The organism is secondary endosymbiont of Ctenarytaina eucalypti, assembly GCF_000287335.1.
GTDB lineage: Bacteria > Pseudomonadota > Gammaproteobacteria > Enterobacterales > Enterobacteriaceae.
In genome coordinates, this window is record NC_018419.1 from 699,508 (window position 1) to 712,316 (window position 12,809).

The 12,809-nt window shown below is 43.9% G+C and carries 6 protein-coding genes, 1 tRNA gene and 1 pseudogene; all 8 read left to right on the forward strand.

Translation table 11 applies throughout. From position 1 onward, the window contains the following. The first annotated feature begins 44 nt into the window (after positions 1-44). Entirely contained in the window at positions 45-818 is a 774-nt protein-coding gene (gene rlmB / locus A359_RS01995) for a 23S rRNA (guanosine(2251)-2'-O)-methyltransferase RlmB (RefSeq protein WP_014888177.1), read from the forward strand. Between the two features lie 3,126 nt (positions 819-3,944). After that, entirely contained in the window at positions 3,945-4,421 is a 477-nt protein-coding gene (gene greA / locus A359_RS02000) for a transcription elongation factor GreA (RefSeq protein WP_014888179.1), read from the forward strand. A 2,140-nt stretch (positions 4,422-6,561) separates the two neighbouring features. Next, positions 6,562-7,190, forward strand: a pseudogene (rlmE, locus tag A359_RS02005) (23S rRNA (uridine(2552)-2'-O)-methyltransferase RlmE). Between the two features lie 55 nt (positions 7,191-7,245). Beyond that, positions 7,246-9,186 (forward strand): ATP-dependent zinc metalloprotease FtsH, encoded by a 1,941-nt coding sequence (ftsH, locus tag A359_RS02010; protein ID WP_044104510.1) that lies wholly within the window; start codon positions 7,246-7,248, stop codon positions 9,184-9,186. Positions 9,187-9,287: 101 nt separating this feature from the next. Continuing rightward, complete coding sequence (gene folP, locus A359_RS02015) at positions 9,288-10,082, forward strand: dihydropteroate synthase (RefSeq protein WP_407635083.1); 795 nt, start codon at positions 9,288-9,290, stop codon at positions 10,080-10,082. Further along, entirely contained in the window at positions 10,079-11,416 is a 1,338-nt protein-coding gene (gene glmM / locus A359_RS02020) for a phosphoglucosamine mutase (protein ID WP_014888183.1), read from the forward strand. The genes folP and glmM overlap by 4 nt, the downstream gene beginning before the upstream one ends. Before the next feature lie 195 nt (positions 11,417-11,611). Continuing rightward, positions 11,612-11,932, forward strand: coding sequence for a preprotein translocase subunit SecG (secG, locus tag A359_RS02025; protein ID WP_014888184.1), 321 nt, complete (start codon positions 11,612-11,614; stop codon positions 11,930-11,932). A gap of 73 nt (positions 11,933-12,005) precedes the next feature. Continuing rightward, positions 12,006-12,092: transfer RNA gene (locus A359_RS02030), tRNA-Leu, on the forward strand. The last annotated feature ends 717 nt before the right edge of the window (positions 12,093-12,809 follow it).

Here is a 12,809-nt window from a genome sequence, read left to right on the forward strand (position 1 = left end):
AACACGAAACGGGCTTGTCGTCCCGTGTACGATGAAAGACGATCATGAGCGAAATCATTTATGGTATTCATGCCGTGCAGGCCGTCTTAGAACGCGAACCTCAGCGTTTTTTAGAAATCTATTTGTTAAAAGGACGCTCTGACCACCGCTTACGGCCTCTAGTTCAGCAACTAGAGCAGGCCGGCATCATTATCCACATAGCCGGTCGCCAGTGGCTAAACAAACAAGTATCCGGGGCAGTACACCAGGGAGTGATCGCACGCGTGCAGGCGGGGCGGCGGTTCCGCGAGGACGATCTGCCCTCGCTATTGTCGCAGAAAGGTGAACCGCTCCTACTAATTTTAGATGGTGTTACTGATCCACATAATCTTGGCGCCTGTCTACGATGTGCCGATGCCGCAGGTGTGCATGCAGTAATTGCACCTCACGATCGCGCTGCGCCTCTGAACGCTATCGCTAAAAAAGTCGCCAGCGCTGCTGCAGAATCAGTGCCTTTGATCCGTGTAACTAACCTAGCGCGCACGCTACGCCTACTAAAAAAGTATAATGTGTGGATCGTTGGAACCACCGATAAAGCGGTGCGTCATATATATCAAAGTAAACTGACAGGACCTTTAGCTTTAATAATGGGCGCTGAAGGGGCAGGCATACGTCGCCTGACCCGTGAACATTGCGATACACTGACCAGCATTCCCATGGCCGGCACAGTTTCGTCTCTTAATGTATCAGTGGCCACCGGGATATGCTTATTTGAGGCCGTTCGTCAGCGACATTATGCCTTATATCCCAGAATGCTGAATGAGACGACGATCCTGTGAGATCTAACCCATGGACGCAATGGGCCTGTTTCTTGGGAGAGGCAGCTCAATTTCTATCTCGCTCTATATAGATGCTTATTTTTAATAACCCAGCATCTCCGAACATGAAACAATATGCATTGCGTACATTGCTTATTTTTATTGCAAATATCCTCTCTCATGTATTGACTGATATCTAAATACTAGTGTATTATTTCTGGATTTTTATTGCATAAATACGCATTCACTATACTATTTTATTAAATACATCATTATGTTTTATATATTAACGGCCAGTAGGTTACTCTGATGTGTTCTGAATTTTATTCAGAATCTCTGATAGCATTATCCTCGACACTTTGTCTATAGCCATTACCAATCTAGTTTCAGATTATAGTTACGCAATATCAGGGGGAGATCAAAGGGTTGTTAACTGAACGCTATAACCTACTGTGTTTTCAAAGAGCTTGTTATTGCTAATTACATTTTCAGTTTCAAAAGGGGCCATACTGCTCGAATGAGCTTTTCTGATATTGTGCACATAGCAGTAGTGGGACGAACAGATTGCTTCTCTTCTCTAAGAGAGAATATGATGCCAGGAACGCATGTTATTAGTAATTTTAGCTTCTTACTCCCTCATCTTTTAGTAGATTAGCTTTATCAGATTCACCATGGAAGCAAAATAAGTCGCACTTATGTGCAATCATCATATATTAGCACAGGGAATCTTGCATCTCTCACGCTCTATACGCTTACGTGATGCTTACACCATGCGCTTTGTTTTTAATACCATGCTCAAAGACTGTGGATGATTTTATACTACAACACTTTAAGACCTGTGCTATTTATCAACACCCCAATAGGTCATTGAATAACGCATGGCTGGTTTTATGCTGATAGTCATCATTCTTATCTCTTTGGTTGCGAAAAGCATAGTCTGAGCGCCATTATCAAATGATCTATTAGTTTAAAAAGCAAGCTGTCTCTGTAAAAGGTAATAACTAACTCATCTATTTATACTGTCAGAGCACTGCGCTGCTTGAGGGTTTGTTGTAAAAAAATGACTTACTCATTTGAAACCTTAGATTTCCTATGGAAACCATATGTTACAATGACTTATGTCAACAAAGATAAGGATCACTTTAGGTTGCTATGAATCCAAAAAAGAAAATAATATGCAGTAAAGCTTTCCGCCTCACTAATCCCGCTACAGGTCCGCAATATTGTATATCAATTTTCCTCCGCTCTAGGCAGAAAGCTTGCTGAATATATACACCGAGCTCATAACAGCTGTCGCGACACAACACTGGATCCCTAGGTGCTCAGATGCTTCAGAAAGAAGGCACGCAATCCTTGCGAGTGAAGCGGCCGAACCTAATGAGATGATAAAGTCTTTCATCAAATTCTTTCCAAGACTAGCAGCAGGCTTGGCACTCGCTACAAATAAGTAGATAGCGGATCATAAGACGATCAATAGTTAAAGTTTTTCCTAGACCAAGACCAGAAGGGTAATACGCCGTTTCATGCCGCTAACGATCCTAAGTCTATCTGCTAATAATGATTAAAAATCAAGAGCCGGGATAGGACCATGTACGCCATTAGCCCCAGGTTCGCACTGTAGAGAAGATATCTACTATAGTGGTCAACCTGCACTGCAAGTAAAAACATAAAGTGCAGTCTTATTTAAAAATCGTAAAAACTTATATTTTTATTAGCATCAAAGTAATGCACCGCACCACTAGAGTTCAAAGAGAGCTATAGTAAACGATGATCCAAAATCTTTTCTGTATTAGAAAATTCCTATTCAAAGAAGACACTAATGCTTCATTCAGCAGCGAACCCAAAGCATTCGTATTGCTTTTTTCTTACTAAACGCGTGTGCTATGCTAACCGTAAGGGGATACTGAATTCTTGACCCTGCAGGAAGGCAGTTGTTTAAAAAAACTCTTGCATGTGCTGGACTTGTTAAGCAACGTGGAGTTGCGCCCTGGGGCTATGTTGCGCTAAAAGTTAGGTAACAACTAGAAAATGATGTTATGCATAGCGAAAGTTATTTAGAAATACTTACTGTTTAAGTAACTCGATTTGCCTAGTGTTTAAAACAATCAAAAATTTTTTGTAATTATTTGCTACATCTGCTTCGTAAATGTCAAAAAATAACATATATCGCAAAGCAAAAATTTAACATCACTCGCCAATGACTGACACAAAGCCCTCAAGGAACGTGCTTCTCTAACAGAATAGGCAGCACTTAGCTATTGCTTCATGAAAAAAGACAGCTGCGCTTGTAGAAAATGAATGAGCACTGCTTATTTTACACCCGATATAAAATTACTACAGTCCAAAGTATGCAATAGACATTGCGTTTTTCAATAAAGACTATTCAGGGGCGTATTGACTCTATGTGTAAACTTACAAATCTGTTGCTAAGATGCTCTAGGTTCTTTTATCAGAAACTGAAAAAGAAACTGAATGTTAGCATTCAAGCATGAACATACATTGACATGATTACTTAAATTAATCACATCAAGGACCTGAAAGTGTTTAGTAAAGACTACAAAATCAAACAAAGAACAGAATAGAATAAAAAAACACAAAGCCTCCCATCCGCCGCATATATTAGTGGACAGATAGAAACATGAAAGTATTGCTAATGCTTATCGTCAAGCGCTACCAGTAAAACCCAGATCTGCCGGGTTTTTAAGACAGGCCCGCCGGGAAATAGAGCAGCAATAGCGCTAAAAGCGCTCACGATAGACGGTACTGTCATAATTTTCTCTCTATTTTGTCAAAGACAATCAAGCTTCTTCTTGCACCGCAGCGGGGTGATAACCATCATCCCAGCTTATAAGTATGTTAGTAACTACGCGGTGACAAATCAGCATCTGTATAATCGTAAATGATCACCGGAACTCACTGAATAGAAAGTGCTATTTTTTGTTTCAAATTCTGATAGGCAGCCTGATCCTACCTGATGATGATGCGCAGGTATGTATGGCGACGCGATTTCAAGGCCATGACGCGTTTACCAACATCATGGCATTAAGAATGCTGCATATTGCCTACACCCCGTATCACACAATGTGATAATGTCTAACTTCCCGAAAACTCTCGTTGTATTTAACACAGCCAAAAAGAGGTACAATGATGCACCAAATTCCCATGACACTGCGCGGCGCTGAAAAACTAAGAAAAGAGCTCGAATATCTTAAAAACGTTCAGCGCCCTGACATCATCCGATCTATCGTCGAGGCCCGCGAGCATGGCGATTTAAAAGAAAACGCCGAGTATCATGCAGCTAGAGAAAAACAAGGTTTTTGCGAAGGGCGAATTCAAGAAATAGAAGCAACACTGTCTAATGCACAAATCATTGATGTGACTAAGTTCTTACCAAGCAGCCGAGTCATTTTTGGTTCTACAGTTAGTGTAAAAAACCTTCATAGCGCAGAAAAGAAGACATACCTCATCGTGGGAGATGATGAGGCCGATTTTAAAAAAAACCTAATTTCCATCAATTCTCCCATCGCCCGAGGGATGGTGAGCAAGCAAGCAGGCGATATTGTTGTCATCAACACTCCTCGCGGAGAGGTAGAGTACGAGATTCTGCAAGTAGCGTATCTCTAATCAGACGGCCTCTCATCCGAACTCAGTCACTTCTCTGACCTGTAATACGCTGTTAGATTTTTTAAAAAAAGAAAAAGATCGCGCATATCCTGTCCTTCTAGGTTGAATATTGTAATATTGCTTACTTTTTAATAGACATAAGTTAAAATCATATTTTTTCTTATAAAATTGAGCCGTATACTGTTTCCCTATGCGGTTGTTACCAGAAAATGCTCGTCATCTCGAGAATATTTGTTGCTGATAGCACCTCTTTTAATACATGTATGTTGAAGAAAACACTCAACTGAAATAAATCGATAAAATAAAACCTGTATATTCCAAATATACAGAACGCTCATAAGTAAAGTTATTCCGACCTTTCTTGATAGTCCTGTGGATCTAATTAATAATAGGTCGCAGAGGATTGTACAGCAGTGACACAGCTGCTGTACGGTACACGCTCATTTGCTTTATACATAAAACCTTTCGTTATAATTGGCCGATATTTTGATCTAAAATTCAACACGTATTCTATTAATGATACAGTTAAGCTCACGATCATCATCTGCCTAACTTACAATACGGCTGGCTGTTAATTAGAGCCTCTCTCTAAGAGGCTAGAGATAGCTTCACTAACTTTTGATGCCTATCAAAATCTACCCTCTCTTTGTCAATAAGTAGGTTTTTCTTCTGCTTAGTGTAGGCGATGACCTACAATTTTCGTAATGCAAAAAATCTGTGACCGCTCGCTAAGAACGCGCCGAGGATTCTTTCAATCGTTTTTTAAATTATACAGCTGATTCTAAGATTCCTAGAGTCTTTTTTCTCATAAAATATGCAAAAACAGTGACTTTAAGCGTCAAAAAATCAAAATATAGTGACATGACCTATGAAGTCTATCGATCATTCTCCTAAAAGTTTTTCGTGAACTAGAATACATAATCCGACTGAAGGGGGTCACAAACCGAAGATATGTATAGCCATAAGCTGCGGCTAGAAGCAAACAGCACAACAAAATAACATTTTCGGCGCGCCTTAATAAAACAGCAGTAAAATTGCCACACAAGCTATACGGAACTGCACAAAAGAAAAGTCTATCTTAAAATCAGGCCAGCATTAGATTTAGACACTGACGATACACGTCAGCATCACGACCCCCTGTTTTGACATAATATGCATCTACTAAATAGGCAGAAATTAAAGTCTTCAAGATTAAGCTAACCTGTACTATTAACGTCACCACTTAATTGACAACCAAGATCTGATTAGAAAGAATAATCTATGGAACAGTAAAATTGGTTATCACGCTCACTTGCTGTAACGCATATGCTCGGGTTCAAAATACTTCCTCGCATGTTTGATGGTCTCTCTAACTGTCATGCATTATGGATGAGAGAAGAACTGAAGATGTGCTGCAAGCACTTAGATGAATTACGCTATGAGGGATGATGGAGAAATAATATCTTGTCAACATTGCATAATTATGGCCTCACAATAGTCTTTTTATCAGCCATCCTGGTGAAATGATATCATGTATTCAATTAAGAATTTTGTCGGTTCCTGTAACCTGATTAAGCTCTGAAACGTAAAATCATGACGCAAGAAATCATGAATATAAAGTGCACTAGAGATGACAGGCATGCACTGATCACAATACACAACAGAACAACATAATTCTTTATTATTCAACGCGTTTGCTGTTTATCGTAAAAGATTCCGTTAGGGTAACAGCGGCATGACTCCTCTTCTATCGGATGTTATAACGCCAAAATCTTTTAACTAACCTCTCCCTTTCTAATGCTACTTTTATAGATGATGGAAGTGGCTAGTAATATTTTCGTCTTTTACTCTATACGCAAAGAGTTACATATTATTTGGCGGATATTGTTCTAATACCTGTTGAATTTTCGCATGCAATTCTTACGAAAATCCCTTATTGCTTAGCATAACTACAGAGTGCAATGAATCGCATGTTCATTTTACATACTATTTTTACTGAGAATTAAGATTAAGTAATGTTTTTTAGTTAGATGGGCATTGAAAATAGCATATTTTACCGCCATCTCATACATATTATCAAATCGACGGCCGTCGATATAGGCCCCTCATCGGCAAAATCTTTTCACCGTTGTACTCGATGACTACGATAGTTGGAAATCAGATGGCGACTAAAAAGCGTTCTGCAAGCTCCATCCGCTGGCTACAAGAACACTTCAGCGATAAATATGTTCAGCAGGCAAAAAAAAAAGACTCCGTTCCCGTGCTTGGTTTAAGCTTGATGAAATACAGCAGCGAGACAACCTGCTGCACCGGGGAATGACCGTAGTGGATCTTGGTGCAGCGCCCGGCAGTTGGTCGCAATACGTCGCTACGAAAATTGGTATCAAGGGATCTATAATTGCCTGCGATATCCTACCGATTGCTCCTATCCCAGGAGTAGAAGTTGTATCCGGGGATTTTCGCAGCCCCCTTGTGCTGCAGGCTCTAATTGAGCGCGTAGGCGAGAGGAAGGTAGAGGTAGTGCTGTCCGACATGTCGCCCAACATGAGCGGTAAGCCGTTGGTCGACATTCCCGCATCTATGTATCTCGTAGAGCTGGCGCTCGATATGTGCCGAGATGTGCTGGCTCCGGGTGGGAGTTTTCTGGTCAAGGTCTTTCAGGGGGAGGGTTTTGATTCCTATTTGCAAGAAATACGCTCCCTTTTTGCGAAAGTAAAAATCCGTAAGCCAGACGCATCTCGGGGGCGGGCTCGCGAAGTGTACATTGTAGCGACAGGGCGCAAAATATAGTATCCTTCGCTAATTGTTAAGACCGTTGTAATATGAGGTTAATTCCTTGAGTGATATGGTGAAGAACCTGATTCTCTGGCTAGTTATCGCAGTTGTTTTGATGTCGGTATTCCAGAGCTTCGGGCCCAACGAGTCTAATAGACGTAAAGTAGATTACTCTACCTTTATGTCTGAATTAAATCAGGATCAGGTTAAAGAAGCTCGCATTAACGGTCGTGAAATCACTGTTTCTAAAAAAGACAATAATCGCTACACGACCTATATTCCGGTCAACGACCCAAAACTGCTTGATATCCTTTTAACTAAAAACGTTAAAGTCGTGGGCGAGCCACCAGAAGAACCCAGTCTACTAACGTCTATCTTTATCTCCTGGTTTCCAATGCTATTGCTGATCGGAGTCTGGATTTTCTTTATGCGTCAAATGCAAGGCGGCGGCGGTAAAGGCGTAATGTCGTTTGGTAAGAGCAAAGCCAGAATGCTGACCGAAGACCAAATCAAAACCACCTTCGCCGATGTTGCAGGATGTGATGAAGCGAAAGAAGAAGTCAGCGAGTTAGTAGATTATCTTCGCGAGCCGAGCCGGTTTCAAAAGCTAGGCGGAAAGATTCCTAAAGGTGTGCTGATGGTAGGGCCACCTGGGACTGGTAAAACGCTCTTAGCGAAAGCTATTGCGGGGGAAGCCAAAGTCCCCTTCTTTACCATTTCTGGTTCTGACTTTGTAGAAATGTTCGTGGGTGTAGGCGCCTCTCGCGTGCGCGATATGTTTGAGCAGGCGAAAAAATCGGCGCCGTGCATCATTTTTATTGATGAAATCGACGCCGTCGGACGTCAGCGTGGCGCTGGCCTAGGTGGGGGTCACGACGAGCGTGAGCAGACCCTGAACCAAATGCTGGTGGAAATGGACGGCTTTGAAGGAAATGAAGGCATTATCGTTATAGCCGCAACCAATCGCCCCGATGTGTTAGACCCAGCCCTGCTGAGGCCCGGCCGTTTCGACCGCCAGGTAGTAGTAGGCCTCCCCGATGTGCGAGGACGTGAACAGATTCTAAAAGTTCACATGCGACGCGTCCCTCTGGCCCCTGACATGGATGCATCGATCATTGCACGTGGTACGCCCGGATTTTCTGGAGCCGATTTGGCCAATCTGGTGAATGAGGCTGCATTGTTCGCTGCGCGCGGCATCAAGCGTGTAGTATCTATGGTCGAATTCGAGAAAGCCAAGGACAAGATCATGATGGGCGCCGAACGCCGCTCGATGGTGATGACCGAAGCGCAGAAAGAGTCCACCGCTTACCACGAAGCCGGTCATGCAATCGTCGGCCGCTTAATGCCGGAGCATGATCCTGTACACAAGGTGACAATTATACCACGAGGAAGAGCCTTAGGAGTAACTTTTTTCCTTCCGGAAGAAGATGCTATCAGCGCCAGTCGCCAAAAGCTTGAAAGCCAAATCTCCACCCTTTACGGTGGCCGGATAGCGGAGGAGATTGTTTACGGGCCGGAAAAAGTATCTACCGGAGCCTCAAATGATATTAAAGTAGCGACCTCTATTGCCCGAAACATGGTAACCCTATGGGGCTTCTCAGAAAAACTAGGCCCTCTGCTATATGCAGAAGAAGAGAGCGAAGTATTTCTCGGTCGCGCGATGGCTAAGGCAAAGCATATGTCTGATGAAACGGCGCGTATTATCGATCAGGAAGTGAAGTTACTCATTGAAAAAAATCATATCCGCGCTCGCAATCTGCTAATTGACAATATGGATATTCTTCATGCCATGAAGGATGCGCTGATGAAATATGAAACAATCGATGCGCCGCAGATAGATGATCTGATGGGACGAAAGCCTTCCGTTCGACCGCCAGCAGGGTGGGACGATACCATCGCTAGTAATGGCAGCGATGATAGCACGCCGCGCTCTCCAACACCGATGGATGAACCGCCTCACACGCCTAACCCCAGCAATACGATACCAGAACAATATGGCAATAGCTCATGACCCCTTTACGTATCGGCAGGAAAGCTTGTAAATCACAAGGACTCGTCGTTAAGCAACTAATAGCTCGAGAACGCACTCTTTGCCTTTCAGTACCACGCGTTATGGGGATCCTTAACGTAACGCCAGACTCATTCTCCGACGGTGGGCGCTACCAATCTTTAGGGGCTGCTATCGACTACGCCGCGGCGATGCTAAATGCCGGCGCAGCTATTATCGATATAGGTGGTGAATCCTCCCGCCCAGGGGCGGAGACAGTGGGCGAACAAGAAGAGGCCGCCCGCGTAGTGCCAGTAGTGGAAGCGATAGCGGAGCGCCTCGACACCTTTATTTCAGTAAATACTTCTAAGGCCTTGGTTATACGCGAAAGCACAATAGCTGGTGCACATTTGATTAATGATGTCCGTTCGCTTAGCGAACCTGGCGCTTTAGTCGAAGCTGCCGCCAGCCAGTTACCCGTCTGTCTGATGCACATGCAGGGCAATCCACGCACCATGCAGCAAGCGCCTTACTATAAGGATGTCCTAGGGGAGGTAGAGACGTACTTTCTCGAACAAATACATCGCTGTGAGGCAGCCGGCATTATCAAAAATCGTCTGTTACTCGACCCCGGATTCGGCTTCGGAAAAACGTTAGAACATAATTATCAATTACTAGCTAGGCTAGGGCATTTCCAGCATCTTGGCCAACCCCTGCTAGTCGGGATGTCGAGAAAATCAATGATCGGTCAGCTGTCAGATCTGCCGCCAGACCATCGGGTTGCGGGAAGCGTTGCTTGTGCAGTAATCGCTGCGCTGCAGGGGGCGAAAATTATCCGGGTGCATGACGTTAAGCAAACCGTTGAAGCAATCTGCATAGTGGAAGCTACGCTTGCAGCTAAGGAAAGATTTTTTCAATGAGTAAGCGTAAATACTTTGGCACCGATGGCATCCGCGGCAAAGTCGGCAATGCCCCTATCACTCCAGATTTTGTCCTTAAGCTAGGATGGGCCGCAGGTAAAGTTCTCGCCCGCCACGGATCGCGTCAAATTATCATCGGAAAAGATACTCGCATCTCTGGCTATATGCTAGCGTCAGCACTGGAGGCGGGGCTAGCGGCGGCTGGTTCATCATCTGCTTTTACCGGTCCGATGCCAACACCAGCTATCGCCTATTTGACCCGCGCCTTTCGCGCTGAGGCTGGTATTGTCATTTCCGCATCCCATAATCCTTTCGATGAAAATGGTATTAAATTTTTTTCAATCGACGGTACGAAACTGCACGATGAGGTAGAAAAGGAAATCGAGGCGGCATTAGCCAAACCATTAACCTGCGTCGCATCGTCGAAGTTAGGGAAAGCCAGTCGACTCATCGATGCAGCCGGGCGCTATATAGAGTTTTGCAAAGGTACTTTCCCGAGCGATCTGAGTTTACAGGGATTAAAGATAGTCATTGATTGTGCCAACGGCGCAACCTACCATATCGCGCCTACCGTGCTGCGCGAACTAGGCGCGCTGGTGGTACCACTCGGATGCCAACCGAACGGTATAAATATCAACCAGCAATGCGGTTCTACCGATGTGCGGCTGCTACAACGCCGGGTACTGGCAGAAAAAGCTGATCTAGGTATCGCTTATGACGGCGACGGCGATCGGATAATCATGGTGGATCATTTGGGACGAAAAGTGGATGGCGATCAAATCTTGTATGTCATTGCACGAGAAAAATTACGCCAGGGAAAGTTATCTGGCGGCGTAGTTGGTACGCTAATGAGCAATATGGGCTTAGAGCTTGCGCTTAAGCAACTGGGGGTGCCTTTCGAACGTGCTCGCGTTGGAGATCGTTATGTGATTGAAAAAATGAAGGAAAAAAATTGGCGTGTTGGCGCAGAAAATTCTGGTCATGTCATCTTACTAGATAAGACTACTACTGGCGATGGTATTATTGCCGGTCTTCAGGTTTTGTCGGCCATGGTCGGTAATAAGATGCATTTACATCACCTGTGCAGCGACATGCACCTATTGCCACAGGTTTTAGTCAATGTACGCCTTGCCGGACTTCAGGATCCACTAAAATCGGCGGCGGTAAAAAAAGCCAGCGCCGAGGCGGAGCATCACCTAGCTGGGCACGGGAGGTTGCTGTTGCGTAAGTCGGGTACCGAGCCTTTGATTCGCGTCATGGTGGAAGGAGATGATGCCAGGAAAATTAGCCGGCTAGCGCAGAATATCGCAGATGCCGTGAAAGCCGAGAGCTAGTATCAGCAGCTTTTCGGCTTTATATCAATAAAAACCGCTTCTTATTCCTTAAAAAGCACCTAATCGTCCCCATTTCCTTGCATAAAAAAGACGCTTTAGTTAGTATTGAGCAATACTACAGTCTCAGACGTCAATCGCTGGCTCGAGGGCATAATAGCTTAACGTATATTAAAAAATAAAAGGATACTGAAAGTTATGTACTACGCTCTGTTAGTCATATTCCTGTTAGTAGCGATCAGCTTAGTAGCGCTGATTATTCTGCAAAAAGGTAAAGGCGCTGATATGGTCGCGTCTTTCGGTGCAGCTGCCTCTAGCACGCTTTTCAGTTCAAGTAGAATCGGTAACTTCATGACTCGCATGACAGCCGTGCTGGCGACGTTTTTCTTCTTTCTTAGCCTGTTACTGGGGAACCTGAACAACAATAATCCTAAAAAAAATAATTCTTGGGACACCTTGACGAAAACGCAACAGGCGGATGGATGCAGCGTCAAAAAAAACGTGATCGACACCCGATAAGGATACTCCCCAGAAAGTTTTAAAAAATTTTACTAGTCAAAAAATAAAAAAATAGACTATAACGATAGCATGAGCCGAGGTGGTGGAACTGGTAGACACGCTACCTTGAGGTGGTAGTGCCTAATTAGGCTTGCGGGTTCAAGTCCCGCCCTCGGTACCAGTCCAAAAAAATTCTTGTTTTTTTGGGTTATCAATCTAGCGTTTTAAGCGTTTTCAGCAGCGAGGCATATCAACATAATATCTGCACGACCTTACCCTCCAACGCTCGTCGTCGCAAAGACATATCCCATAAAAGCATAGATTTAGAAATATTTTTCAAATATACTACATGTAAGCATTCAGTGTATGATCACGAGTTTTTAAAGAAAGTCTTCCGGAAGATTTTAAGAGCCGCGTGCCGTTTACAGGGTCTAGGTCACAACAAGCCCCGAAATTTCGGGGCTTGTTGTTCTTTCACTGCAGTAATACTGGGCTAATAAGCCCTTTTTTTATGTCTTTGGGGTGGTAATGTATCTATATTAAAAAATTGACAGAAATGATCATGAAACTTTTGGAATACCCAAGCTTTCAGCGCTGCGTATTAATATCGATAGTGACAAGATCATAAACCATGGATGGATGATCTTGTTGTCAAACACCGGCTCAGCGGGGCACTCAACATCGACTATACTTTCCCCAAAATGACCTATAGCCTTGCGGTTTTATCACCGAGCCTGTGAATTTTGCCCTCTGTATACTACCGCGCATTTAAAAAGCCAATGTGCTACAGAATAGCGACATCAGAGTGTTCCTTCGTATCGCAGTGCAACACCACCAGAAATGGCGGTAGTCTTAACCAAGTTGATGCAATGGGATGCTTACCCTGCAGGTGAAAGCG

Bases quoted from the DNA above. Each gene is read 5' to 3' on its own strand.
- folP (WP_407635083.1), top strand. From the start codon at position 9,288: ATGGGGATCCTTAACGTAACGCCAGACTCATTCTCCGACGGTGGGCGC.
- rlmB (WP_014888177.1), top strand. From the start codon at position 45: ATGAGCGAAATCATTTATGGTATTCATGCCGTGCAGGCCGTCTTAGAA.
- greA (WP_014888179.1), top strand. From the start codon at position 3,945: ATGCACCAAATTCCCATGACACTGCGCGGCGCTGAAAAACTAAGAAAA.
- glmM (WP_014888183.1), top strand. From the start codon at position 10,079: ATGAGTAAGCGTAAATACTTTGGCACCGATGGCATCCGCGGCAAAGTC.
- secG (WP_014888184.1), top strand. From the start codon at position 11,612: ATGTACTACGCTCTGTTAGTCATATTCCTGTTAGTAGCGATCAGCTTA.
- ftsH (WP_044104510.1), top strand. From the start codon at position 7,246: ATGGTGAAGAACCTGATTCTCTGGCTAGTTATCGCAGTTGTTTTGATG.